The sequence below is a fragment of the Rhizobacter sp. Root404 genome, assembly GCF_001425865.1.
Lineage (GTDB): Bacteria > Pseudomonadota > Gammaproteobacteria > Burkholderiales > Burkholderiaceae_C > LMDS01.
Genome location: NZ_LMDS01000001.1, coordinates 963,725 through 987,590, shown reverse-complemented (window position 1 = coordinate 987,590; position 23,866 = coordinate 963,725). Strand labels below are relative to the sequence as shown.

23 protein-coding genes and 1 pseudogene are annotated in these 23,866 nt (G+C 69.5%); 15 read left to right on the top strand and 9 right to left on the bottom strand.

Annotated features, from left to right (window positions below; all coding sequences use genetic code 11):
• Positions 1 to 50 precede the first annotated feature (50 nt).
• The 4 genes and pseudogenes from ASC76_RS04545 to tauA form a co-directional block, all read right to left on the bottom strand.
• Positions 51 to 911 carry an ABC transporter permease subunit gene (locus tag ASC76_RS04545; protein WP_056462936.1) on the bottom strand — a complete coding sequence of 287 codons (861 nt, stop codon included), beginning with the start codon at positions 909 to 911 and terminating at the stop codon, positions 51 to 53.
• A pseudogene (locus ASC76_RS04540) lies at positions 904 to 1,614 on the bottom strand (taurine ABC transporter ATP-binding protein); the annotation flags it as partial. The gene ASC76_RS04545 and the pseudogene ASC76_RS04540, both read right to left, overlap by 8 nt.
• On the bottom strand, positions 1,608 to 1,790 hold the full coding sequence (locus tag ASC76_RS04535) for an ATP-binding cassette domain-containing protein (RefSeq protein WP_371262083.1): 183 nt from the start codon (positions 1,788 to 1,790) through the stop codon (positions 1,608 to 1,610). The pseudogene ASC76_RS04540 and the gene ASC76_RS04535, both read right to left, overlap by 7 nt.
• A gap of 83 nt (positions 1,791 to 1,873) precedes the next feature.
• Entirely contained in the window at positions 1,874 to 2,869 is a 996-nt protein-coding gene (tauA, locus tag ASC76_RS04530; RefSeq protein ID WP_056462931.1) for a taurine ABC transporter substrate-binding protein, read from the bottom strand.
• A 232-nt stretch (positions 2,870 to 3,101) separates the two neighbouring features.
• Between tauA and ASC76_RS04525 the strand changes: the two genes are divergently transcribed.
• Entirely contained in the window at positions 3,102 to 3,506 is a 405-nt protein-coding gene (locus ASC76_RS04525; protein ID WP_056462928.1) for a DoxX family protein, read from the top strand.
• 15 nt (positions 3,507 to 3,521) lie between these two features.
• On the opposite strand, the gene ASC76_RS04520 is transcribed toward ASC76_RS04525, so the two are convergent.
• The gene (locus ASC76_RS04520; protein ID WP_056462925.1) at positions 3,522 to 5,057 is read right to left on the bottom strand and encodes a PLP-dependent aminotransferase family protein; all 1,536 of its coding nucleotides are present in this window, start codon (positions 5,055 to 5,057) and stop codon (positions 3,522 to 3,524) included.
• Positions 5,058 to 5,165: 108 nt separating this feature from the next.
• On the opposite strand from ASC76_RS04520, the gene ASC76_RS04515 reads away from it, so the two are divergent.
• The 14 genes from ASC76_RS04515 (at position 5,166) to ASC76_RS04450 (ending at position 19,905) form a co-directional block, all read left to right on the top strand.
• Complete coding sequence (locus tag ASC76_RS04515) at positions 5,166 to 5,564, top strand: nuclear transport factor 2 family protein (protein WP_056462922.1); 399 nt, start codon at positions 5,166 to 5,168, stop codon at positions 5,562 to 5,564.
• Between the two features lie 11 nt (positions 5,565 to 5,575).
• Positions 5,576 to 7,027 (top strand): FAD-binding oxidoreductase, encoded by a 1,452-nt coding sequence (locus ASC76_RS04510; protein WP_082548722.1) that lies wholly within the window; start codon positions 5,576 to 5,578, stop codon positions 7,025 to 7,027.
• Between the two features lie 128 nt (positions 7,028 to 7,155).
• Complete coding sequence (locus ASC76_RS04505; RefSeq protein ID WP_056462917.1) at positions 7,156 to 8,742, top strand: ABC transporter substrate-binding protein; 1,587 nt, start codon at positions 7,156 to 7,158, stop codon at positions 8,740 to 8,742.
• A gap of 99 nt (positions 8,743 to 8,841) precedes the next feature.
• Complete coding sequence (locus ASC76_RS04500) at positions 8,842 to 9,096, top strand: hypothetical protein (protein ID WP_056462913.1); 255 nt, start codon at positions 8,842 to 8,844, stop codon at positions 9,094 to 9,096.
• A 28-nt stretch (positions 9,097 to 9,124) separates the two neighbouring features.
• Complete coding sequence (locus ASC76_RS04495) at positions 9,125 to 10,414, top strand: phospholipase D-like domain-containing protein (RefSeq protein ID WP_082548759.1); 1,290 nt, start codon at positions 9,125 to 9,127, stop codon at positions 10,412 to 10,414.
• 84 nt (positions 10,415 to 10,498) lie between these two features.
• Positions 10,499 to 11,473: an ABC transporter permease gene (locus ASC76_RS04490; protein WP_056462911.1), complete on the top strand. Its 975-nt coding sequence runs from the start codon at positions 10,499 to 10,501 to the stop codon at positions 11,471 to 11,473.
• Positions 11,470 to 12,363, top strand: coding sequence for an ABC transporter permease (locus ASC76_RS04485; RefSeq protein ID WP_056462908.1), 894 nt, complete (start codon positions 11,470 to 11,472; stop codon positions 12,361 to 12,363). The genes ASC76_RS04490 and ASC76_RS04485 overlap by 4 nt, the downstream gene beginning before the upstream one ends.
• Complete coding sequence (locus tag ASC76_RS04480; protein ID WP_056462905.1) at positions 12,363 to 13,382, top strand: ABC transporter ATP-binding protein; 1,020 nt, start codon at positions 12,363 to 12,365, stop codon at positions 13,380 to 13,382. Before ASC76_RS04485 ends, ASC76_RS04480 begins: the two co-directional genes overlap by 1 nt.
• A complete protein-coding gene (locus ASC76_RS04475) occupies positions 13,379 to 14,413 on the top strand; it encodes an ABC transporter ATP-binding protein (RefSeq protein ID WP_056462902.1) in 1,035 nt (344 codons plus the stop codon). Before ASC76_RS04480 ends, ASC76_RS04475 begins: the two co-directional genes overlap by 4 nt.
• Positions 14,414 to 14,416: 3 nt before the next feature.
• Positions 14,417 to 16,078, top strand: a complete 1,662-nt coding sequence (locus ASC76_RS04470; protein ID WP_056462900.1) for an amidohydrolase — start codon at positions 14,417 to 14,419, stop codon at positions 16,076 to 16,078.
• Positions 16,079 to 16,087: 9 nt separating this feature from the next.
• The gene (locus tag ASC76_RS04465; protein WP_056462896.1) at positions 16,088 to 17,086 is read left to right on the top strand and encodes a GTP-binding protein; all 999 of its coding nucleotides are present in this window, start codon (positions 16,088 to 16,090) and stop codon (positions 17,084 to 17,086) included.
• Between the two features lie 33 nt (positions 17,087 to 17,119).
• Positions 17,120 to 17,749 (top strand): class I SAM-dependent methyltransferase, encoded by a 630-nt coding sequence (locus ASC76_RS04460; protein ID WP_056462893.1) that lies wholly within the window; start codon positions 17,120 to 17,122, stop codon positions 17,747 to 17,749.
• A 34-nt stretch (positions 17,750 to 17,783) separates the two neighbouring features.
• The gene (locus ASC76_RS04455) at positions 17,784 to 18,713 is read left to right on the top strand and encodes an SMP-30/gluconolactonase/LRE family protein (RefSeq protein WP_056462890.1); all 930 of its coding nucleotides are present in this window, start codon (positions 17,784 to 17,786) and stop codon (positions 18,711 to 18,713) included.
• A 1-nt stretch (position 18,714) separates the two neighbouring features.
• Entirely contained in the window at positions 18,715 to 19,905 is a 1,191-nt protein-coding gene (locus ASC76_RS04450) for an HPP family protein (protein ID WP_056462887.1), read from the top strand.
• On the opposite strand, the gene ASC76_RS04445 is transcribed toward ASC76_RS04450, so the two are convergent.
• The 4 genes from ASC76_RS04445 to ASC76_RS04430 are packed head-to-tail and all read right to left on the bottom strand — an operon-like array spanning position 19,889 to position 23,763.
• Positions 19,889 to 21,121 (bottom strand): aminotransferase class V-fold PLP-dependent enzyme, encoded by a 1,233-nt coding sequence (locus ASC76_RS04445; protein WP_082548721.1) that lies wholly within the window; start codon positions 21,119 to 21,121, stop codon positions 19,889 to 19,891. The two genes, ASC76_RS04450 and ASC76_RS04445, sit on opposite strands and share 17 nt — an antisense overlap.
• A gap of 1 nt (position 21,122) precedes the next feature.
• A complete protein-coding gene (locus tag ASC76_RS04440) occupies positions 21,123 to 21,929 on the bottom strand; it encodes an ABC transporter permease (RefSeq protein ID WP_056462879.1) in 807 nt (268 codons plus the stop codon).
• Positions 21,926 to 22,726 (bottom strand): ABC transporter ATP-binding protein, encoded by an 801-nt coding sequence (locus tag ASC76_RS04435; protein ID WP_056462876.1) that lies wholly within the window; start codon positions 22,724 to 22,726, stop codon positions 21,926 to 21,928. Before ASC76_RS04435 ends, ASC76_RS04440 begins: the two co-directional genes overlap by 4 nt.
• The gene (locus ASC76_RS04430) at positions 22,726 to 23,763 is read right to left on the bottom strand and encodes an ABC transporter substrate-binding protein (RefSeq protein ID WP_056462873.1); all 1,038 of its coding nucleotides are present in this window, start codon (positions 23,761 to 23,763) and stop codon (positions 22,726 to 22,728) included. Before ASC76_RS04430 ends, ASC76_RS04435 begins: the two co-directional genes overlap by 1 nt.
• Positions 23,764 to 23,866 lie beyond the last annotated feature (103 nt).

Below are 23,866 nucleotides of genomic sequence, written 5' to 3'. Positions count from 1 at the left end.
GCCCGGATCGTCCATTGTCGTCAGATCGCCCGGGTCGCGCTTCTCGCAGATCACATSCGTCCCTTCCACGGCACGACGGTGCGCTCGACCCAGCGCATCAGCAGGTCGAACATGTAGGCCACGACGCCGATCACGATGATCCCCATGATCACGATGTCGGTGCGCAGGAAGTTCGATGCGTTCAGCACCATCTGCCCCAGCCCGACGTTGGCCGCCACCATCTCCGCGGCCACCAGCGTGGTCCAGCCGAAGCCGATCGCAATCCGCATGCCGATCAGGATGTCCGGCAGCGCCGACGGCAGGATCACGTGGCGGATCACCTGCCAGTAGCTCGCCCCCATCGAGTACGCCGCGTTGATCTGCTCCTGCGACGCACTGCGCATCCCCGAGCGCGCGGCCAGCGCCAGCGGCGCGAAGCAGCTCAGGAAGATCAGCAGCACCTTGGGCAGCTCGTCGATCCCGAACCAGATGATGATCAGCGGCAGGTACGCCAGCGGCGGCAGCGGCCGGTAAAACTCCAGCGGCGGATCGAAGATCCCGCGCACCACCCGGCTCATCCCCATCGCGATGCCGATCGGGATCGCCGTCACGCACGCCAGCGCGAACGCCGAGAACACCCGGAACATGCTGGCCACGAAGTGCTGCCACAGCGGCTTGTCGTTGGCCGCTCCGGTCAGGTACTCGACGAACTGCTGGAACACCGCCTGCGGCGTCGGCAGGAACAGCGGCTTGACCCAGCCCAGGTTGGTCACCAGCGCCCACAGCGCCAGCAGCGTGACCACCGTGACCACGCTGATGACCGCGCTGTTGCCTTCGCCGGGGACCTTGAACTTGCTGGTCTTCAGCGCGGCGGACTTGGTCGGTGTGGTCGCGGCCGGCGCGACCGGAACGGCAGAGGCGAGCTCAGGCATGGACGGCCTCCCGGTGGTGGATGATGGACAGGACCTCTTCGCGCATGCGGATGAACTCGGGCTCCGACTTCACCTTGCGCGCATCCCCATGGGCCAGGAACTGGCGCGAGAACGGCACGTCGTCGTAGGTGTGCGAGATCCGCCCTGGGCTGGGGCTCATCACGATCAGCCGCGTGGCCAGGAACAGCGCCTCCTCGACCGAGTGGGTGATGAAGAACACCATCTTGTTGGACTGCGCCCAGGCCTTGAGCAGGATCTCCTGCACGGTCTCGCGGGTGAACGCGTCGAGCGCGCCCATCGGCTCGTCCATCAGCAGCACGGCCGGGTCGCTGGCCAGCGCCCGGGCGATGCCCACGCGCTGCTGCATGCCGCCGGACAATTCGTACACGGCGCGGTCGCCGTACTTCTCCAGCCCGACCAGCCCGAGCTTCTCGTTGGCGATGGCGCTGCGCCGGGCGCTGTCGACGCCGTTCAGCCGCAGACCGAGCGCGACGTTGTCGCGCACGTTGAGCCACGGCATCAGCGCGTGCTTCTGGAACACGACGCCGCGGTCGGCGCCGGGGCCGGTCACGGGCTGGCCGTCGAGCAGGATCTCGCCGCTGGACGGCGGCAGGAACCCGGCGATCGCGTTGAGCAGCGTGGTCTTGCCGCAGCCCGACGCGCCCAGCGCGACGACGAAGTCGCCGTCGTGCATCGTCAGCCGCGTGCGCGCAGGAGCTGGTCGTTTATTTCGAACAGGTCAAGGACGCGGCTGGACGGCGGCAGGAACCCGGCGATCGCGTTGAGCAGCGTGGTCTTGCCGCAGCCCGACGCGCCCAGCGCGACGACGAAGTCGCCGTCGTGCATCGTYAGCTTCACCGGCGCCAGCGCCTGCAGCATGCCGCCCTTGACGGCGTAGTTGACCGTGAGGTCGCGAATGTCCAGGGTCGGCATGGTGTGCTCCCTTGTCGTTGGCGTGAGCCTTACTTCGCCAGGGCCTTCTTGACGTACTCGGTCGTCACGAAGGTGCCGTAGTTCGCCTTGACTTCCTGCACCCGGCCCTGCTCCTTCAGGAACGCCGCGGTGTCGGTCATCGCCTTGGCGGCGCCGCCGCCGAGCCAGGCCGGCGACAGCTGCTCCTCGACGCTCGGGAAGCGGTACAGCGCCATCGCGCCCGGCACGTCCTTGGCATCGGCCTTGGTCCACTTCGCGACGGCCTTGACCTGCGCCGATTCGGCCGTCCATTTCGCGGTGTTGGCGCGGTAGTCGGCATCGGCCTTGGCGAGCGCCTTGACCAGCGCGACCATGAAGGCCTCGTTCTTCGCCGCCCAGGCGGCGCTGACGACCAGGCCGTCGAAGGTCGGGTAGCCCTTCTTGCCGATCGAGCCGGAGGTCGCGATGACCTTGCCGTTGGTCTTGATCTTCGACAGCACCGGGTCCCAGATGAACGCGGCGTCGATGTCGCCGCGCTCCCAGGCGGCGGCGATCTCCGGCGGCCGCATGTTCATCACGTTGACGCCCTTCGGGTCGACGCCCTCGAGCTTCAGGTCGACCATCAGCTGGTAGTGCGCGGTCGAGACGAACGGCGTCGCGACCTTCTTGCCCTTCAGGTCCTTCGGGCCGGTGATGCCCGAGCCGTTGCGCACCACCAGCGCCTCGGCATCGGCGATGTCGTCGAGGATCCAGAACAGCTTGATGTCCTGCCCCTGGCTCGCCGCCGCGGTGATCGGGCTGGAGCCGGCCTCGCCGATCTGCACGTCGCCCGAGGCCATCGCGCGGATCACGTCGCCGCCGCCGCCGAACATGCGCCAGTTGATCTTGTAGCCGGTCGCCTTCTCGAGCTCGCCGGACTCCATCACCGTGCGCAGCGGCACCAGCATGTCCTGGTGGGCGAACGTCACTTCCTTGGTCTGCGCGAAGGCCGTGCCGACCACCATCCACGCCACTGCAGCGGCGACCAGAGACTTGTTCAACGTCATGGGATTCTCCTGTGCGAATCGGTTTCTCGAAGCGTCCGGACGGGGCCGGCTCGAAGCGATGGCGACTGTGCACGCAAGCACCCCGCACGGGGAAGTACCAGCGACCGCGCGCCCGAGGAGCCAGCCGGCAAGGGCTTACCCTCGATCTGGTGCAGCGCGCGCCGCAGCCGCACTGCCGCGGTGCGTTCGACACGCCTCTAAGATCGGCCCACTCCACTTCCACCCACCGACCATGCGAACAGACGACCTCGGCAAACTCCTGCTCCGACTGACCCTCGGCGGCCTGATGATCTTCCACGGCATCGCCAAAGTGATCAAGGGGCCCGCGGCCATCAAGGGCATGGTCGCCGCGGCCGGCTTTCCGGAGCAGCTCGGCTACCTGGTCTACTTCGGCGAGCTGGTCGCGCCGCTGCTGCTGATCGTCGGCGTGCTGACGCGCCCGGCGGCGCTGGTGATCGCCATCAACATGGTCGTCGCGGTGCTGCTGGCCCACTCGAAGCAGCTGTTCACGCTCAATCCGGCCTCGGGCGGATGGGCGCTCGAATTGCAGGCGTTCTTCCTGTTCACCGCGCTGGCGATCGCGCTGCTCGGGCCAGGAAGCATCCGCTTCGGCCGGCGCGGCGGCTTCTGGGCCTGACGCGCCGCCGACAGCTCAGTGGGACGGCGGCGCGGCGCGCTTCTCGCCGCGCGCCTGCGCCAGCTCCGCGGCGGCCAGGCCGAGTGCGCGGATGCCGGCGGCGATCTGTCCGGTCGCGATCGACGACAGCCGCAGCCGGAAGAACGGGCACGGGTACGGCGGCTTGCCGAAGAACACGTCGCCGGCCTCGATCAGCACGCCATGGCTGCGCGCCATCAGCGACAGCTCGCCCGCGTCGACCCAGCCCGGCGCGCGCACCCAGATCGACGCGCCGCCCTGCGGCAGCGTGAACTCGAAATCGGGCAGGTGCTCGCGCAGCGCCTGCGCGGCCAGCGCGAGCCGCTCCTGCATCGCCTGGTTGACGCGCCGCGCATGCGACTCGTGGTGGCCGAGCGAGAGGAACAGCGCATACGCGTGCTGCAGGAACGCACTCGGGTGGCGCACCATCGCGTGGCGGATCACCCGCAGCTCCTTGATCAGCGCCCGCGGCGCGACGATGTAGCCCAGCCGCAGCACCGGGGACAGGCTCTTCGACACCGAGCCGACGTAGATCACGCGGCCGGTCTTGTCCAGGCTCTTCAGCGCCGGCATCGGCGTGCCCTCGTACAGGTTCTCAGCCTCGTAGTCGTCCTCGATGATCACGAAATCCTGCAGTTCGGCCTTGCGCAGCAGCCACTGGCGCCGCTCCAGGCTCAGCGTCGCGGTGGTCGGGCTCTGGTGCGAGGGCGTGATGAACAGGTAATCGACCGCCGGCAGCGCATCGACGACCAGCCCGTCGTCGTCGACCGCGACCTCGACCCACTTCGGCCGCCGCAGCGAGAAGCTGTTGCGCGCATGCGGGTGGCCCGGTTCCTCCAGCCCGACCCGGGTGGTCTCGTCGAACAGCGCGTCGGCCAGCAGATAGTAGGCGTGCTGGGCACCGACCGTGACGATGATCTCCTCCTTGAGCGCGAACACGCCGCGCTTGGGCAGCAGCCGGGTGCGGATCTGCTCGATCAGGTCGGGCACGTCGTCGGTCTCGAAGTCCGGGGTCCAGTGCGGCAGCTGCGACCGCGCCAGGCTGCGCGCGCAGCACTCGCGGAAGTCCTCGGTCGGGAACAGCTGCGGGTCGTAGGTGCCGTAGACGAACGGGTACGGGTAGTCGCGCCAGCGGTCGGGCTTGGACAGCGTCGGCTTGTCCGCCAGCGAGCGCAGCACGCGCTCGTTCCAGGCCGGTGCCGCGCCGGCCTGCCCGCTGGTGCCGACCAGCGGCTCGGCCTGCGCCGCGGACAGCGGCCGCGCGTCCTTCGCGACGAACACGCCGCTGCGCGGCCGGGCTTCGAGGAAGCCCTCGTCCATCAGCTGCAGATAGGCCGACGTGACCGTGTTGCGGCTCAGGCCGAGCAGCGTGGCCAGCTCACGCGACGACGGCAGCGGCGCCCCGGCCCCGAGCCGGCCGTCGAGGATCGCCTGCACCACCGCGAGGCGCAGCCGACCCTGCAGCGGCAACGCCGGTTGCTCGGGCAGCTGGAACAGCGTTGCCCATTGGACGGTGGATCGGGAAGTGGCCATCGAGATGCAAGTCTATCGGTGCTGGCTTGCAAGAATCAGCGCAACTGGCCCTATCGCGGCGGCAGCGCTTTCTCTACGCTCTGACGGATCGATCACCGAGGCACCCCCATGAGCGACTTCAAACCCGTCACCACCGCCACGCTGGAAGCATTCAGCGCGGCCTGGAACGCCCACGACATCGACGCGCTGATGGGCTTCATGAGCCCCGACTGCGTGTTCCAGACCGCCGCCGGCCCCGACGCCTGCGGCACCCGCATCACCGGCACCGAAGCCGTGCGCAAGGCCTTCGCTGCCGCGTGGCAGGCGGTGCCGGATGCGCAGTGGCGCAACGGCGTGCACTTCGTCCACGGCGACTTCGGCACCTCGCAATGGACCTTCACCGGCACGGCCGCCGACGGCAGCCGCATCGAGAGCGACGGCATCGACGTGTTCACGTTCAAGGACGGCAAGATCGCGCTGAAGAACGTGTTCCGCAAGGCCCGGCCGAACCTGCCGGCCAGCAAGTAAGGCGGGCGCCCATGGCCATCGCCTCGCCCATGCCGTTCACCGCGCACGCGACCGCGGCCGACCGGCGCTACGACCCGCAATACGACCCGCTCGTCGCGCCGGACCCGGGCGCGGGACGCGCCTATGCCCCGACCTGGTGGGTCGCGAGCGCCGGCACGCCGCCCGAGGACGACGGCCCGATCACGCAGGACATCGATGCCGACGTCGTCGTCATCGGCTCCGGCTCGACCGGCATCTCGACCGCCCTCTACCTCGCGAAGGAGCACGGCATCCGCGCCGTCGTGCTCGAGGCGAACCAGACCTCCTGGGGCTGCTCCAGCCGCAGCGGCGGCCAGGGCCAGAACGCCAGCGGCCGGCTGAAGCGCTCGCAGTGGATCGAGCGCTGGGGGGTGGACGTCGCGAAGCAGCTCGACATCGAGATCCGCACCGGCTTCGAGAACTTCCGGCAGCTGACGACCGAGATCGATTGCGACGCGTTCGACGGCGGCCACCTCTACCTCGCGCACCGCCCCGAGAAGCTGGACTACCTGCGCGGCGAGTCGCGCGTGATGAACGAGACCTTCGGCTACCGGACGCGCATGCTGAGCGCCGAGGAGATCCGCCGCGACTACTGCGACGAGCGCGAGACCGCCGGCGGCCTGCTCGAGGCCGAAGGCGTCGGCATCCACCCGCTGAAGTTCACGTTCGGGCTGATCCGCCAGGCGCGCGCGCTCGGCGCGTCGATCCACCCGGGCAGCCCGGTGCAGGGCTGGCAGACGATCGGCGGCGTGCACCACCTGCGCACGCCCGGCGGCACGGTGCGCGCGAAGCGGGTCGCGGTCTGCACCGGCGGCTACACCGGGCAGGCGCTGAACCCGCTGCTGAAGAACAAGATCATGCCGATCCTGTCCAACAACAGCGTGACCCGGCGCCTCACGGCCGCCGAAGTCGCCGCGTGCAACTTCAAGTCGGAGACCTTCCTGACCGACACGCGCACGCTGCGCTTCTACTACCGGCTGCTGAAGGACGGCGACGGCCACCGCCTGCAACTCGGCAGCCGCAGCTCGGTGACCGGTGCGGAGGCCGAAGACCCGGTCCACCTGAAGCTGCTCACCGACGCAATCGCGCGCAAGTTCCCGCCGCTGGCCGGCATCGCGATCGACTACTCCTGGTGGGGCTGGGTCGACGTGAGCCACGACATGATGCCGCGCATCGCCCGGCCCGATCCGGCGCGCAGCGTGTGGTACGCGGTGGGCTACGGCGGCAACGGCGTGTCGTTCTCGACCTGGGCCGGCAAACGGCTGGCGCAGCGCATGGTCGGCGCGGACGCGGACCAGGCGGTCTTCAAGCTGCCGATCTACGACTCGCCGTTGCCCTACCCGAACGTGCTCGGCCTCGTCGAATCGCAGGCGTTCGCGCCGTTCCGCCGGTTCGGCCAGCGCGTGCTCTACAAGTGGTACTGGCTGCGCGACGAGAAGCTCTGACGCGCGCGCTGGCACCATCGAAAGGTGGTGCCTGGCTCCATGTTTCGGCATGTCGCTTGCGAGTTTGCTTCGTTGACAGTCCTCTCGCTTTCACCCACGCTGCGCTTCCCTTCCAGGAGATCTTTCCGATGCTGAGTTTCCCCTTCACCCGCCGCCACGCGCTGGCGCTCGCACTGACGGCCGCCGTGGCGCTGCCGGCTGTCGCCCAGGATCAACCGAAGCGCGGCGGCACGCTGGTGATCGGCAGCACGCAGGTGCCGCGGCACCTGAACGGCGGCGTGCAGTCGGGTGTGGCCACCGCGGTGCCCTCGACGCAGATCTTCGCGAGCCCGCTGCGCTTCGACGACAAGTGGAACCCGCAGCCCTACCTCGCCGAGACCTGGAAGCTCGCCGACGACGGCAAGAGCCTGACGCTGAACCTGCGCAAGAACGCGGTGTTCCACGACGGCAAGCCGGTGACCTCGGCCGACGTCGCGTTCTCGATCATGGCGATCAAGGCCAACCACCCGTTCCAGACCATGCTGGCGCCGGTCGAGAAGGTCGATACGCCCGACCCCTACACCGCGATCGTCCGCATGAGCGTGCCGCACCCGGCCATCGTGCTGGCGATGAGCCCGGCCCTGTGCCCGATCATGCCCAAGCACATCTACGGCGACGGCCAGGACCTGAAGAACCACCCGCGCAACGGCACCGACGTGGTCGGCTCCGGCCCGTTCCGCGTCACCGAGTTCAAGCCGAGCCAGCGCATCGTGCTCGAGCGCTTCGACAAGTTCTTCCTGCCGAACAAGCCCTACCTCGACAAGGTGATCCTGTCGATCACGCCCGACGCCGCGAGCCTGATCCTTGGCCTGGAGCGCGGTGACATCCAGATGCTGCCGTTCGTCACGCTGCCGACCGACCTGAAGCGCCTGGCAGCCGACAAGAACGTGACGCTGACGCCCAAGGGCTACGAGGGCATCGGCCCGCTGAACTGGCTCGCGTTCAACACCGCGAAGAAGCCTCTGAACGACGTGAACGTGCGCAAGGCGATCGCCCACGCGATCGACAAGAACTTCATCGCGAAGGCGCTGATGGGCGGCTTCGCGGTGCCGGCCGACGGCCCGATCGTCGCGACCAGCCCGTTCGCGGTGACCGACGTGGTCAAGTACCCGCTCGACCTGAAGAAGGCCGGCGAGATGCTCGACGCGGCCGGCTACAAGGCCGGCGCGGGCGGCGAGCGCTTCAAGCTGACGATCGACTACCTGCCCGGCCAGGACGACCAGCAGAAGAACGTGGCGGAGTACATCCGCGGGCAGCTGAAGAAGGTCGGCATCACGGTCGAGGTGCGCGCCTCGGCCGACTTCCCGTCGTGGGCCAAGCGGCTCGCCACGCACGATTTCGATTTGTCGATGGACCTGGTCTTCAACTGGGGCGATCCGGTCATCGGCGTGGCCCGCACCTACCTGTCGACCAACATCAAGCCGATCATCTGGACCAACACCCAGTCGTACAACAACCCGAAGGTCGACGAGTTGCTGAATACCGCCGGCGGCATCCTCGACCCGGTCAAGCGCAAGGCCTACTACGCCACGTTCCAGAAGATCGTGACCGACGAACTGCCGATCGACTTCATCAACGTGGTGCCGTACCACACGGTCACCAGCAAGAAGGTCGGCAACGTGCCGATGACGATCTGGGGCCCGATGTCGCCGTACGACGAGGTCTACATCAAGTAAGCGGGCGTCGTCCTACAACGCGACGCGCTCGCGGCGGACGGCCGCGGCGATGGACGGCGGTGACAGTAACGACCTGTCATCACCCTCCACCACCGCACCATGATCCGCCTTCACCTCACGCTTGCCGGGCACCGCTTCACGTTCGACAGCGGCGCGCTGCTGGGTCTGGCGGCGCTGATCGGTGTGATCGTGCTGTTCACCGCGTACGTCGACGCGCTGCATCACTCGGTTGAGCGCGGCGAGCTGCTGCGCCAGGCCCAGCGCGCGGACGCCGGCGTGCGGCGCGAGGCGGTCCGCTTCGATCCCGACCTCTCGCCGCGCACGGTCCGTCGGGTCGCGACGCTGGCGAGGTAAGCGCTTGACCCCGCCCGCGCGGCCGCGCCTGAGCATCGCGCAGGGCGTCGGCGTCGGTCTGGCCGGCCTCGCGGTCGGGCTGGCCTGCGCGCTGGTCGTCAGCAACTTCGGTTCGACCGAGAAGAAGCTCGAGAAGCCGCTCGAACGCCTTTACGCCGTCGATGACGCGCAGTTCCGCCGCTCCCTCAGCCTTCTGCTCGGCCCGCCGGTGCTGGAAGGCAACGAGGTCGAGACGCTGCTGAACGGGGACCAGATCTTTCCGTCGATGCTGGCGGCGATCCGCAGCGCGCAGCGCAGCATCACCTTCGAGACCTACATCTACTGGGACGGCGAGATCGGCGCGCAGTTCGCGGCCGCGCTGTCGGAGCGCGCGCGGGCCGGCGTCAAGGTCCACGTGCTGCTCGACTGGATCGGCAGCGAACGCCTCGGCGAGGCGCAGGCCGAGGCGATGCGCACGGCGGGCGTCGAGATCGCGCGGTTCCACCAGCCGCACTGGTCCCACCTGCCGCGCCTGAACAACCGCACCCACCGCAAGCTGCTGGTCGTCGACGGCGAGACCGGCTTCACCGGCGGCGTCGGCATCGCCGACAAGTGGTCGGGCCACGCGCAGGACAAGGACCATTGGCGCGACACCCACTTCAAGGCGCGCGGCCCCGTCGTCGGCCAGATGCAGGCGGTCTTCAACGACAACTGGACCAAGGCGACCACCAACGTGCTGCACGGCGACCGCTACTTCCCGGCGATCGCGCCGCGCGGAGCCGGCCAAGGCATCGCCGCGCAGGTGTTCAGCAGCTCGCCCACGGGCGGCGCCGAGAGCATGCACCTGATGTACCTGCTCGCGATCACCGCAGCGCAGCGCACGATCGATCTGGAGAGCAGCTACTTCGTGCCCGACGACCTGACGGTCAACGCGCTGGTGGCGGCGATGCAGCGCGGCGTGAAGGTGCGCATCATCACGCCCGGCGAGGACATCGATTCGTCCGTCGTGCGCCGCGCCTCGCGCGCGCTGTGGGGCCCGCTGCTGATGGCCGGCGCGACGATCGCCGAGTACCAGCCGACGATGTTCCATTGCAAGGTGCTGGTGGTCGACGGCCGGTTCGTCTCGGTCGGCTCGACCAACTTCGACAACCGCTCGTTCCGGCTCAACGACGAGGCCAACCTCAACATCCTCGATGCCGACTTCGCTGCCGCGCAGACGCGCATCTTCGATGCCGACCTGAAACTGTCGCGCCCCGTCACCTTCGTCGCCTGGCTTGCACGACCATGGCGCGAGCGCCTGGCGGAGCGCCTCGCCTCGGTCATCGGCTCCCAACTTTAGGGCGCGCGCCAACCCACTGGCACCACGCGACAGGCGCGGTTGGCACTGTGGCGCGCCGGTGTTCTGCGCTACGCTGCGCCTCGCATGAACATCGCCCGCACTCTGCTGTCGCGCATCCTCCAGGGCCTGGCCCTCGTGCTCGCCGTGGTCGTGCTGAATTTCGTGCTCGTGCACGCGGCGCCCGGCGATCCGGTCGAGACCATCGCCGGTGCCAGTGGCGGCATGAGCCCGGAGCTGATGGCGCAGTTGCGCACCCAGTACGGGCTGGACAAGTCGCTGCCGGTGCAGCTCGGCGTCTACCTCGGCAAGGTGGTCAGCGGCGACCTGGGCTACTCGTACTTCTTCAACACGCCGGTCGTCTCGATGATCGCCGAGCGCGTGCCGGCCACGCTGCTGCTGGTGATCAGCGCGGTGCTGTTGGCGTTCGTGGTGGGCACGACGCTGGGCGTGCTGTCGTCGCGCAAGCCGAACGGCGTGCTGTCCCAGTTCATCACGGTGCTGAGCATGGTCGGGTTCGCCGCGCCGGTGTTCTGGATGGGCATCATGCTGGTGATCCTGTTCGCCTCCGTGATCCCGATCCTCCCGGTCTCGGGCATGCGTTCGGTCGATGCCAGCGGTGGTGGCTTCAAGGATGTGCTGGACGTGCTGCATCACCTGGTGCTGCCGACCGTGACGCTCGGGCTGGTCTACCTCGCGCAGTACAGCCGGCTGTCGCGCTCGTCGATGCTCGACGTGCTGGGCTCCGATTTCATCCGCACCGCCCGTGCCAAGGGGCTGGCCGAGCGGGTCGTGATGTACAAGCACGCGCTGCGCAACGCGCTGCTGCCGGTCGTCACCGTGCTCGGGTTGCAGTTCGGCAACGTGATGGCCGGTGCGATCCTGGTCGAGACGGTGTTCAACTGGCCCGGCCTCGGGCGGCTCGCGTTCGACTCGGTGCTGCGCCGCGACTACCCGACGATCCTCGGCGTGCTGCTGTTCTCGTCGATCGTCGTGATCGTGATGAACATCCTGACCGACCTGGCCTACCGGCTGATCGACCCGCGCATCAAGGCCGCATGAACACGATCGTCTCCCCCGCTGCGGGCGTCGCGCACGCGCCGCTGAAGATCGAGCATCCCACGGTCGAGGCGCTGCGCATGTTCCTGCGCAATCCGTCGGCGATCATCGGGCTGCTGATGCTGGCCCTGATCCTCGCGGTGTCGATCGCCGGCCCGTGGGTCTACCCGGCCGACCCGTTCGAGATCAAGGCCGCGCCGCTGACGCCGCCGTTCACCGAGGAAGCCTGGCTCGGCACCGACTACCTCGGCCGCGACGTGCTGACCACGCTGATCTACGGCGGCCGGGCCACGCTGCTGGTCGGCGCGGTCGCGGCGCTGCTGTCGGTGCTGATCGGCATCACGCTCGGCGCGTTCGCCGGCTACTACGGCGGCAAGGTCGACGCGGTGCTGATGCGCGTCACCGAATTCTTCCAGGTCTTGCCGGCGCTGCTCTTCGCGATGGTGGTGGTGACCTTGTTCTCGCCGTCGCTGGTCACCGTGACGATCGCGATCGGCATCGTCAGCTGGACCGGCACCGCGCGCCTGACCCGCGCCGAATTCATGAAGTACCGCGGCCTGGAATTCGTGCGCGCCGAACGCGCGATCGGCGCGAAGGACGCGCGCATCATCTGGAAGGTGATCCTGCCGAACGCGCTGCCGCCGCTGATCGTCTCGGCCACGCTGGCGATCGGCGCGGCGATCCTGTTCGAGGCCGGGCTGTCCTTCCTCGGCCTGGGCGACCCGAACCAGATGAGCTGGGGCCTGATGATCGGCTCGTCGCGCCAGTACGTGCTGTCGTGCTGGTGGGCGGTGGCCTTCCCGGGCGCCGCGATCTTCCTGACCGTGCTGGCGGTGAGCCTGATCGGCGACGGCCTGAACGACGCGTTGAACCCCAAGCTGCGGGAACGTTGATGAGCGAACCCCTGCTGAAGGTCCAGGACCTGCGCGTCGAGTTCCAGACCCGGCGCGGCAAGGCGCTGGTGCTGAACGGCGTCGACTTCGAGATCCGCGCCGGCGAGACGCTGTGCGTGGTCGGCGAATCGGGCTGCGGCAAGAGCATGACGGCGCTGGCGCTGCTGCGCCTCATTCCCTCGCCGCCCGGCCGCATCAGCGCGGGCCGCGTGGTGTTCCAGGGCGAGGACCTGGTCACCGCGAGCATCGAGCGCATGCGCCAGGTGCGCGGCAACCGGATCTCGATGATCTTCCAGGAGCCGATGACCTCGCTGAACCCGGTGCTGACCGTGGGCGACCAGATCGGCGAATCGCTGCGGCTGCATGCCGGCCTCGATGCGAACGCGGCGCGCACCCGCGCGATCGAGATGCTGCGGCAGGTCGGCATCCCGGCGCCGGAGCGGCGCATCGACGAGTACCCGCACCAGCTCTCCGGCGGCATGCGTCAGCGGGTGATGATCGCGATGGCGCTGGCCTGCCGGCCCGACATCCTGATCGCCGACGAGCCGACCACCGCGCTCGACGTGACCGTGCAGGCGCAGATCTTCGACCTGCTGCGCGACCTGCAGCGCGAAAAAGGCACCGCGATCCTGCTGATCACGCACGACATGGGCGCGGTCGCCGAGATGGCCGACCGCGTGATGGTGATGTACGCCGGCCGCGTGATCGAACAGGGCACGACCGCCCAGGTGCTCGGCGCGCCCGGTCACCCTTACACCCGCGGCCTGATCGACTGCCTGCCCGAGCTCGGCAGCAGCCAGGCGGCGGTGAGCGACAGCGACCGGGTCGAGCTCGCCGAGATCGCCGGCGTCGTGCCGTCGATCTGGGAGCTCGGCAGCGGCTGCGCGTTCCGCGAGCGCTGCCCGCATGCGATGCCGCGCTGCGCGCAGGAGGTGCCGCCGCTGTTCGCGCTCGACGGCGACGGCGGCCATGGCGCGGCGTGCTGGCTGCACGCCGAGGACCGGAGAGTCGCGGCATGAATGCGCCGGTGAAGAACGACGTGCTGCTGTCGGTCAACGACCTGAAGGTCCACTTCCCGCGCGCCAGGGCGGGCTGGTTCGGCGAGCGCGAAGTCGTCAAGGCGGTCGACGGCGTCTCGTTCGACGTGAAGCGCGGCACGACGCTCGCGATCGTCGGCGAATCGGGCTCGGGCAAGACGACGACGGCGCTCGCGGTGATGCGGCTGTCGCCGGTGACCGCCGGGCGCATCCAGCTCGGCGACACCGATCTAGGCGCGCTCCAGGGCGAGCCGCTGCGGCTCGCGCGCCGCCGGCTGCAGATCATCTTCCAGGACCCGTTCTCGTCGCTGAACCCGCGCGAGCGCGCCGGGGCGGCGGTGCGCGCCCCGCTCGACCTGATGAATGTCGGCACGCCGGCCGAGCGCACGGCGCGGGTGGCCGAGCTGTTCACCGCGGTCGGCCTGCGGCCCGAGCAGCAGCACCTGTTCCCGCACCAGTTCTCGGGCGGGCAGCGGCAGCGCATCAACATCGCGCGCGCGCTGGCGACGAACCCGGAACTCATCGTCTGCGACGAGCCGGTCTCGGCGCTCGACATCGCGATCCGCGCGCAGATCCTGAATCTGCTCGCGCGGCTGCAGCGCGAGCTCGGCCTGACCTACCTGTTCATCTCGCACGACATGGCGGTGGTCGAGCACCTCTGCGACGACATCGCGGTGATGTACCTCGGCCAGATCGTCGAGCGCGGGCCGCGCAAGGCTTTCTTCGCGAACCCGCTGCACCCGTACAGCGTGGCGCTGATGTCGGCGGTGCCGACGGTGCACGGCGGCCGCACCCGCGCCGCGCAGCGCATCAAGCTGAGCGGCGACCCGCCGAGCCCCATCAACCCGCCGCCCGGCTGCCGCTTCGCCGGCCGCTGCCCGGTCGCCGAACCCGCCTGCGCGGCCGAGTTGCCACCGCTGCGCGAACTCGCTCCCGGCCACTGGGTGCGCTGCCGCCGTGTCGACCTGATCGACAGCGTGCCGCGCGCGCCCCTGCAACTGCCCACCGCCTGAACCATGACGACGACGATCTACTCCGCCCGCAAGATCATCACGATGAACGCGATGCAGCCCGAAGCCACGCACGTGGCGGTGCGGGACGGGCGCATCCTCGGTGTCGGCGCGCTCGCTGAACTGGCCGCGTGGGGCCCGCACACGCTCGACGATCGCTTCGCCGACAAGGTGCTGATGCCCGGGTTGATCGAGGGCCACTGCCACCTGAAGGAAGGCAGCATGTGGGACATGCCGTACCTCGGCTGGTTCGACCGCCGCGATCCGCAGGGCAAGGTCTGGCCGGGCCTGCGCTCGATGGATGCCGTCGTCGCGCGACTGGTCGAGATCGACGCGCAGATGGGCGCCGCCGGCAAGCCGGCGAGCGCACCGCTGATCGCCTGGGGCTTCGACCCGATCTACTTCGGCGGCGAGCGCATGACGGTCGAGCACCTCGACCGCGCGAGCGCGACGCGGCCGATCGTGATCGCGCATGCCAACGGCCACCTGATGAACGTCAACTCGGCGATGCTGCGCCTGGCCGAAATCACGCGGGACAACGAGGTCGAGGGCGTCGTCAAGTTCCAGGGCGGCACGAACGCGGGCGAGCCCACCGGCGAATTGCAGGAGCCGGCCGCGATGTTCCTCGTCGTCCGCAAGATCGGCGACGCCGGTCTGCTCTCGCCGATGACGGTGGCCGGCGTGCGCTCGTTCGCGCGCCTGGCCTGCATGCAGGGCGTGACGACCGCGACCGACCTGGTCAACAAGCTCACCGAGTCGGACATCGCCGTGCTCGCGGAAGCACTCGGCCGCGAGGACTGCGGCATCCGCATCCTGCCGGCGTTCCAGGCCTTTCACGGCACGCACGGCGCGGCGGCCGGCGCCGAACATGTCACCGCCTTGAAGGCGCGCAACACCGACAAGCTCCGCTACGGCCTGGTCAAGATGATGCTGGACGGCTCGATCCAGGGCTTCTCGGCGCGGCTGCGCTGGCCCGGCCACTTCAACGGCGCGCCGAACGGGATCTGGGTGATGGCACCGGCGCAGTACGAGGCCGACTTCGAGACCTACCACCGCGCCGGGCTGCTGATCCACACCCACACCAACGGCGACGAGGCCAGCGAGGCCGCGATCGACGCGATCGAGCGCGTCGTCACGCGCGCGCCGCGCCCCGACCACCGCCACACGCTGCAGCACGGCCAGATGATCGATGCGCCGCTGTTCCGCCGCATGGCCGCGCTCGGCCTGTGCGCCAACCTGTTCGCGAACCACCTCTGGTACTGGGGCGACCAGCACTACGAGATGACGATGGGCCCGGACCGTGCCAACCGGCTCGACGCCTGCGGCAGCGCGCTCGCGGCCGGCGTGCCGCTGGCGATCCACTCCGACGCGCCGGTCACGCCGCTCGGGCCGCTGTTCACCGCATGGTGTGCGGTGAACCGCGTCACGCCGAAGGGCCGCGTGCTCGGCGCGGCCGAGCGCCTCACGGCCCCGCAGGCGCTGCACGCAATCACGCTCGGCGCCGCCTGGACGCTGAAGCTCGACGGCGAGGTCGGCAGCATCGAATGCGGCAAGCGCGCCGACTTCTGCGTGCTCGAGGACGATCCGCTCGCGGTCGACCCGGCCGCGCTGAAGGACGTGCGGGTCTGGGGCACGGTGCTCTCGGGCCGGGTGTTCGCCGCGCACTAGGCGCCACGGATGAGCGCGCTCGCGAGGCGCCTGCCGCTGACCGTCATCGGCGGCTTCCTCGGCGCCGGCAAGACGACGCTGCTGAACCGCTGGCTGCGCGACGCCGGCGGGCAGCGGCTCGCGGTGCTGGTCAACGACTTCGGCGCGCTGAACATCGATGCGGCGCTGATCGCGGCGAACACCGGCGAGACGATCGCGCTCAGCAACGGTTGCGTCTGCTGCCAGATCGGCGACGACCTGAGCAGCGCACTGATCCGGGTGCTCGAATCGGCCGAGCGCTTCGACGCGGTCGTGATCGAGGCGAGCGGCGTCTCCGACCCGTGGCGGATCGCGCAGCTCGGCCGCGCCGACCCGGGCCTCGTGCTGGACGGCGTGATCGTGCTGGTCGACGCCAGCGCCGCGCGCGCCCAATGGCGCGACCCGCTGCTGACCGACACCCTCGAACGGCAACTGAGGGCGGCCGACCTGGTCGTCGTCAACAAGGTCGACCTGGTCGCGGAGGACGAGCGGGCCGCGCTGCGCACCTGGATCGCTGCGATCGCCGGGCCGGTGCCGGTGTTCGAGACGACCGGGGCCGCGGTGCCGCTGGCGATGCTCAGCGGGGTGGCATTGCCGCAGGCACACGCCGCTCGCCCGGCATCGGCGGCGTGCGACCACGACCACGGCCACCACGCCCACGCCCACGCCCACACGCTCGATCCCGACCACGGCGCGCTCTTCGACACCTGGTCATGCCGCCCGGCCGGCGCGTTCGACGCCGCCGCGCTGCGCGCCTGGCTGCGCGCCACGCCATCCGGCCTGCTGCGGCTCAAGGGCGTGCTGCGCACGACCGACGCGGACGGCAGCGTCGGCTGGTCCGAGCTGCAGTTCGCGGGTCGACACGGCGCCTTGCGGCGGGCCGACGAGCCGCGCGACGGCGCTGCGCTGGTGGCGATTGGGCTGCGCGGCCGTCTGCCCGCCGCCGCATTGGCCGAGACCTTCGGCCGGGGTGACAGCGCGGCCACGTAGGATCGCGGGGTTGACCCGATCCCGGAGCCCCCGATGCCCTCCCCGCCCCCGCCGCACCAGGCCGCCCTCGCCCAGTACCGCCGCCGTGCGTCGGTCTACGACGCGGAACTCGCCCTGTTCGAGCCGGTGCGGCGGCAGGCGATCGCGCAGCTCGTGCTGCAGGCGGGCAACACGGTGATCGACGCGGGCTGCGGCACCGGCCTGAGCCTGCGGGCGCTGCGCACGGCGGTCGGGGCCAGCGGCCGGGTCATCGGCATCGAGCAGTGCCCCGAGATGCTGGCGCAGGCGCGCGACTGCGTCGCGCGGCAGGGCTGGCGCAACGTCACGCTGATCGAGGCGTCGGTCGAGGACGCGCTGATCACGTCCGGAGCCGACGCCGCCCTCTTCCACTTCACCCACGACATCCTGCGTGCCCCGGCGGCTGTCTCGAACGTGATGCAGGCGCTGCGCCCGGGCGCGCGTGTCGTCGCCTGCGGCCTGAAGTGGGCCGCGCCGTGGGCCTGGCCGGTCAACCTGTTCGTGTTCGGCGCGGCGCTGCACTCGGTCACCTCGCTCGACGGGCTGGCCGAGCCGTGGAGCCTGCTGCGCGCGCCGGTGGCCGGGCTGGTGGTGGAATCGGCGATGGCCGGCGCGGTCTTCATCGCGCGCGGCCATCGCCGTTGACGAGAAGCATCGAACAACGGAAGGAGACGACACGATGAAGATCCGCGAGATGGCCACCGGCCTGCAGTTTCCCGAGGGCCCGATCGCGATGCAGGACGGCTCGGTCGTGCTGGTCGAGATCGCGCGCGGCACGCTCAGCCGGGTGCGGCCGGACGGCAGCGTGCACGTCGTCGCGCAGCTCGGCGGCGGCCCGAACGGCGCGGCGCTCGGGCCCGACGGCGCGGTCTACGTCTGCAACAACGGCGGCTTCCGCTGGGGCACCGAGATCGACGGCACGTTCCGCCCGCTCGGCCAGGCCGAGGACTACTCGGGCGGCCGCATCGAGCGCGTCGACCTGAACACCGGGAAGTTCGAGCGCCTGTACAGCAGCGTCGAGGGCCTTGGCCTGCGCGGCCCGAACGACATCGTGTTCGACGCGCACGGCGGCTTCTACTTCACCGATCTCGGCAAGGTGCGCGAGACTGAGCTCGACCGCGGCGGCGTGTTCTATGGCCAGCCCGACGGCAGCGCGGCGCACGTGATCGCGCGCCCGGTGATGACGCCGAACGGCATCGCGCTCTCGCCGGATGGCAACACGCTCTACTATGCCGAGACCGAGGGCGCGCGCCTTTGGTCCTTCGACATCACCGCGCCCGGGCGGGTGCGCAAGGACACCTGGCCCTCGCCGCAGGGCGCGACGATGCTGTGCGCCTCGCCCGGCGACCACTGGCAGCGCTTCGACTCGATGGCCGTCGACGCGTTCGGCAACCTGTGCGTCGCGACGCTGATGCACGGCGGCATCAGCATCGTCTCGGCCGACGGCCGGCACCACAGCCACGTGCCGCTGCCCGACCGCTTCGTCACCAACATCTGCTTCGGCGGGCCGGACATGCGCACCGCCTACGTCACGCTGTCCGGCAGCGGCCGGCTGATCGCGATCGAGGACTGGCCGGTGCCGGGCCTGCGCCTGAACCACGAGGGTTGAGATGGCAGCGTCTCAGATGGCATGGCTGCAGAGCCTGCTGCCGCCGCGCGCCTCGGTCAGCCAGCGCGAGCGTCTGCGCGCTGCCGGCGGCGCGCTGATCGGGATCGCGCTGACCGGGCTGGTCAGCGCCGCGCTCCTCGGTTCGGCGCACGCGGCGCTCTGGCTGATCGCGCCGATGGGCGCCTCCGCGGTGCTGCTGTTCGGCGTGCCGGCCAGCCCGCTGGCGCAACCCTGGTCGATCGTCGGCGGCAACGTCGTCTCGGCGCTGATCGGCGTCACCTGCGCGAAGCTGTTCGGTCCGCCTGTCGCCGCCGCCGCGGCGGCGATCTTCTTCGCGATCGGCGCGATGTTCGCGCTGCGCTGCCTGCACCCGCCGAGCGGTGCGGTCGCGCTGACGGCCGTGCTCGGCGGCACGGCGATCCACGAGCTCGGCTTCGCGTTCGTGCTCGTGCCGGTCGCGCTCGACAGCGTGCTGCTGCTCGCCGCCGCGCTGGTCTACAACAACCTGACGGGCCGCCGCTACCCGCACGACCAGCGCGCCGAGGCACCGCACCCGCACCGCACCGCCGACGCGCTGCCGACCGCGCGGCTCGGCTTCAGCCCCGCCGACCTGCAGGCCGCGCTGAAGGAATACGACCAGGTGCTCGACGTCAGCGTCGACGACCTCGAGGCGCTGTTCCACCGCACCGAGCAGCTGGCGTTCCAGCGCCGCTTCGGCGCGACGCTGTGCCGCGAGATCATGTCGAAGGACGTGCTCGCGGTCGAGTTCGGTACCGAACTGGCGGAGGCGTGGGCGCTGATGCAGGACCACGCGGTGCAGGCGCTGCCGGTGGTGAACAAGCCGCGCCACGTGATCGGCATCGTCACGCGCTCCGATTTCCTGCGCCACGCCGGGCTGACCGAGCAGCCGACCATCGCGCGGCGCCTGCGCGAGTTCCTCCAGCGCACGCCGCACACCCACTCGACCAAGCACGAGGTCGTCGGCCAGATCATGACGGCGCCGGCGCGCACCGCGCAGGAGGCGACCCCGATCGTCGACCTGGTGCCGCTGATGGCCGACGTGGGCCATCACCACGTGCCGATCGTCGACGACCAGCGGCGGCTGGTCGGCATGGTGACGCAGACCGACCTGGTCGCCGCGCTCTACGAAGTCGCGCTCGGCCGCGCGCCGGCGCTCAGTACTGCGCCTTGAGAGGGGCGGATCGGGACGGCGGCGGCGTCTCCGCCATGCAGGTCGCGAGGTCGTCGAGATAGCGACCGACGATCGGCTCGTGCGTGAGGTTGAGCATGTGGTGGAACCCTGCAGGTTCGGTCACATGGCCGACCACCCATCCACGCTCGGTCATGCGCGCGCCGATCGCCGCGGTATCGACTTCGGGCGACCCGTAGGCGAGGATCGACAGCCGCGGATCGCCGAAGGTCTCGAGGCCGAGCCTGGCCGTGCCGGCCTGGAGCGCGGCGCGCGTGTCGAGGACCCGTTGCGTGATCCGGCGATAGCCGGCCTCGCCGAGGTAGTTCATCACCGCCCAGGCGGCCGCGATCGCACCGCCGGCGCGCGTGCCGACCAGAGTGTGCGTGAAGTACTGACCACGGGGCCAGTTGTCGAAGAACCAGCCCATGCCGGCAAAGGCGTCGGCATCGCGGAACAGCAGCGTCGAGGCGCCCTTGGCCGTGTAGCCGTACTTGTGCAGATCGGCCGAGATGGAGGTGACGCCCGGGACCGAGAAGTCCCAGGCCGGGATGGACGGATCGAGCTGCTGCGCGAACGGCGCGATGTAGCCGCCGACACAGGCGTCGACGTGCATCCAGACGCCTTGCGCACTCGCCGCGGCGGCGATCTCGGTGATGGGATCGACCACGCCGTGCGGAAAGGCGGGCACCGAACCGACGACGATCACCGTGTCCTCGGTGATGGCTGCGGCGATCGCGTCGGGGTCGGCCGTGAAGTCGGCGCGAAGCGGCGTGCGCACCGGCTGCAGCCCCATGAAATGCGCCGCCTTGTCGAAGGCCGGGTGCGCACTCTGCGCCATCACGATCTGCGGCGTGCGGATGCCGGGGCGGCGCTGCTTCGCCAGGTCGCGCGCCGCCTTCACGGCCAGGAAGATGCTCTCGGTGCCGCCGGTGGTCATCGCACCGCGGGTCGCGTCGTCGCCGTGCATCAGCGTCAACGCCATGCGCACGACCTCCGACTCGAAGCGCGCAAGGCTGCCGAATGCGCGCAGGCCCAGTCCGTTCTCGGAGAAGTACATCAGGTAGGCCTGCTTCGCGACTTCGAGCACGTCGTCGCCGGCGTAGTGGATGAACATCGGAACCCGCCCGCCGCGCCAATCGACGTCACCTTTGCCGGCGTCCTGCAGCTGTGCGCGCAGTTCCGGCCACGCGATGCCGTCCTTCGGCAATGCATTCATGTCAACCTTCCTTCCCGCCCCAATGGACGATGTGGTTCTCGAGTGCGCGGGCGCACAGATCGAGCGAATAGCCGAGCGTCGCCATGATCAGCGCACCGACGATCACGACGTTGGTCAGCAGAAAATCCGAGGCCGACATCGCCATGTAGGCGATGCCCGCGCTGGTCGCGATCATTTCCGCGCCGACCAGCATCGTGACGCCGAGCCCGATGCACACGCGCACGCTGGTGAAGATGCCGGGCAGGCTCGCGGGGAAGATCACGCGCCGGAAGATCATCGTGCGCGACGCGCCCAGCGCCATCGCCGCCTGGACCTTGCGCCGCCCCACCCCGCGGACCGCCTGCATCGCACTGATCGACAGGATCGGGAAGAGCGCGAGCGCGATGATCACCACCTTCGCGACCTCGCCGATGCCGAACCAGATGATCAGCAGCGGCAGCAGCGCGAGCTTGGGCATCGGACGACTGATCTCGATCGGCGGATCGAGCACCGCCTTGACCGTCTCGTTCATGCCCATCCACAGCCCGAGCGGCACGGCGACCACCACGGTGAGCGTGAACGCCAGCCCGAAGCGGAACAGGCTGATGCCGAGGTGGTACCAGAGACTCTTGCCCTGATAGCCGTTCGTGGCCAGGCCCAGGAAGGTGTTCCACACCGAGAGCGGCGACGGCAGGAACAGCGGCGCCACCAGCGGCTTCTCGCCGAACGGCGTGGTGACCAGCACCCACAGCAGCAGCAGCGACAGGAACGACCCCAGGTTGATCCAGCGCGAACGACCGCCGCGGTGCCCCGCACGCTGCGCGCTCATCGCGTTGCCTCCTGGCGCTGCGCGGCCAGCGCCTCTTCGCGCAGCAGGCCGAAGATCTCGGCCTTCATGCGCACGAACTCGGCGCTCGCGACGACCCCCGGGTCGCTGCTCAGCGCGAACTGCGGCGACAGGCGCGCCTTGATGCGCCCGGGGCGCGCCGACATCACGACGATGTCGGTCGCCAGGAACAACGCCTCTTCGATGCTGTGGGTGATCCAGAGCACGGTCTTGCGCGTGCTCTGCCAGATGCGCTTGATCTCCTCCTGCAGCAGCTCGCGGGTCTGGGCGTCGAGCGCAGCGAACGGCTCGTCCATCAGCAGGATCTCCGGGTCGTTGGCGAGCGCGCGCGCGATGCCCACGCGCTGCTGCATGCCGCCCGAGAGCTCGTACGGATAGCGCTTCGCGAAGCTCGCCAGCCCGACCATCTCCAGGTGCCGCGCGGCGATCTGCGCCGCCTCGGCGTCGGACTTGCCGGTCGCGAGCGGACCGAACGCCACGTTGTCCTGCACCGTCATCCAGGTGAACAACGCGCCCTGCTGGAACACGACGCCGCGCCGGGGGTCCGGCCCCCGGACGGGTTGCCCGTCCATGAGCGCTTCGCCGCTGGTGGGCGTCTCGAAGCCGGCGAGGATGTTCAACAGGGTGCTCTTGCCGCAGCCCGACGGGCCCACCAGGCAGACGAACGCGTTCTCGGCGATGTCGAGCGTGATGGGCTCCAGCGCGAGCACCGAATCGGGCCCGGTACCGAAGCGCTTGGTGACCTGCTCGAAACGCGCCTTGACCAGTGCGCCCGCCATCAAGCCAGCTGCGCGACGAAACTGCTGTCGATCAGGCCGTTCATGTCCTTCGGCAGGGCGTTGATCTGGCCGGTCTCCTTCAGGAACTCGGCCTGCACCTGCAGCGTCCTGACCACTGCGGAGTTCTTCTCGCCCGGCTTGCCCAGCCACTTCGCGGTGACCTGCTCCTTCGCCGGGACCGGGTAGAACGTGTTGAGCGAGCGCATCACGGCGGCCTCGTCGACGCCGAGGAACTTGGTCATCGTGTCGACGACCTCCTTCGGGTTCTGCTTGAAGGTCTGCGCGATCTGCTCGAAGTCCTTCAGGAATGCGAGCACCAGTTCAGGGTTCTTCTTCTTGAATTCGTCCCGCACCAGGAAGGCGTCGAACATCACCAGGCCGCTGGCGTTCAGGTCGCCGGTCTTGAACAGCACCGTGCCGCCGTCCTCGACCAGCTTCGGGATGACCGGCACCCAGATGTAGCTCGCATCGATCTCGCGGCGGGTCCAGGCCGAGGCGATCGTGTCGGCGCGCATGTTGATCAGCTGCACGTCGTTGACGCCCAGGCCCGCGGTCTTGAAGGCAGCGAGTGCCGCGAAGTGCACCGAGGTGTTGAACGGCAGGCCGACGCGCTTGCCCTTGAGATCGGCGAGCTTCTTGATGTTGGCGCTGTTCTGCACCACGAGCGCTTCGCTGTCGATGATGTTCTTGTAGATGTAGACGAGCGATGCCTGCACGCCGTTCGCGTAGCCGACGACCATCGGGCTGGAGCCGAGGTTGCACATGTCGAGGCTGTTGCCGGCGATCGCCGAGATCACTTCCGAGCCGGCGCGCACCGTCACGAAATCGACCTTGGTGCCCGGGCCGAAGGTCTTCGCCATCGCGTTCTTCGCGCGAATGTAGTTCTGCACGTCGATGCTGCCGAAGGTGCCCAGATTGACCGCCTTCTGCTGCGCCAGGGCCGGGCCGGACCCGAACAGCGCGCCCCCGGCCATCGACCCGACCATCATCTGGGCCGCGGTCAGACTGAAATCGCGACGGGAGAGCTTGAGCTTCATGAGGCGCCTTTCGTGGGCAGGAGGACATGGGCAGGGTGTGGATCACCCCGTGTCCGCGCAGCGTAGTGGCCTCAGGATATATCGTCAACCCGTAATTGCGAGC

Coding starts and splice junctions, on each gene's coding strand:
- tauA (WP_056462931.1), bottom strand. CDS start 2,869: ATGACGTTGAACAAGTCTCTGGTCGCCGCTGCAGTGGCGTGGATGGTG.
- ASC76_RS04525 (WP_056462928.1), top strand. CDS start 3,102: ATGCGAACAGACGACCTCGGCAAACTCCTGCTCCGACTGACCCTCGGC.
- ASC76_RS04520 (WP_056462925.1), bottom strand. CDS start 5,057: ATGGCCACTTCCCGATCCACCGTCCAATGGGCAACGCTGTTCCAGCTG.
- ASC76_RS04515 (WP_056462922.1), top strand. CDS start 5,166: ATGAGCGACTTCAAACCCGTCACCACCGCCACGCTGGAAGCATTCAGC.
- ASC76_RS04510 (WP_082548722.1), top strand. CDS start 5,576: ATGGCCATCGCCTCGCCCATGCCGTTCACCGCGCACGCGACCGCGGCC.
- ASC76_RS04505 (WP_056462917.1), top strand. CDS start 7,156: ATGCTGAGTTTCCCCTTCACCCGCCGCCACGCGCTGGCGCTCGCACTG.
- ASC76_RS04500 (WP_056462913.1), top strand. CDS start 8,842: ATGATCCGCCTTCACCTCACGCTTGCCGGGCACCGCTTCACGTTCGAC.
- ASC76_RS04490 (WP_056462911.1), top strand. CDS start 10,499: ATGAACATCGCCCGCACTCTGCTGTCGCGCATCCTCCAGGGCCTGGCC.
- ASC76_RS04485 (WP_056462908.1), top strand. CDS start 11,470: ATGAACACGATCGTCTCCCCCGCTGCGGGCGTCGCGCACGCGCCGCTG.
- ASC76_RS04480 (WP_056462905.1), top strand. CDS start 12,363: ATGAGCGAACCCCTGCTGAAGGTCCAGGACCTGCGCGTCGAGTTCCAG.
- ASC76_RS04475 (WP_056462902.1), top strand. CDS start 13,379: ATGAATGCGCCGGTGAAGAACGACGTGCTGCTGTCGGTCAACGACCTG.
- ASC76_RS04470 (WP_056462900.1), top strand. CDS start 14,417: ATGACGACGACGATCTACTCCGCCCGCAAGATCATCACGATGAACGCG.
- ASC76_RS04465 (WP_056462896.1), top strand. CDS start 16,088: ATGAGCGCGCTCGCGAGGCGCCTGCCGCTGACCGTCATCGGCGGCTTC.
- ASC76_RS04460 (WP_056462893.1), top strand. CDS start 17,120: ATGCCCTCCCCGCCCCCGCCGCACCAGGCCGCCCTCGCCCAGTACCGC.
- ASC76_RS04455 (WP_056462890.1), top strand. CDS start 17,784: ATGAAGATCCGCGAGATGGCCACCGGCCTGCAGTTTCCCGAGGGCCCG.
- ASC76_RS04450 (WP_056462887.1), top strand. CDS start 18,715: ATGGCAGCGTCTCAGATGGCATGGCTGCAGAGCCTGCTGCCGCCGCGC.
- ASC76_RS04445 (WP_082548721.1), bottom strand. CDS start 21,121: ATGAATGCATTGCCGAAGGACGGCATCGCGTGGCCGGAACTGCGCGCA.
- ASC76_RS04440 (WP_056462879.1), bottom strand. CDS start 21,929: ATGAGCGCGCAGCGTGCGGGGCACCGCGGCGGTCGTTCGCGCTGGATC.
- ASC76_RS04435 (WP_056462876.1), bottom strand. CDS start 22,726: ATGGCGGGCGCACTGGTCAAGGCGCGTTTCGAGCAGGTCACCAAGCGC.
- ASC76_RS04430 (WP_056462873.1), bottom strand. CDS start 23,763: ATGAAGCTCAAGCTCTCCCGTCGCGATTTCAGTCTGACCGCGGCCCAG.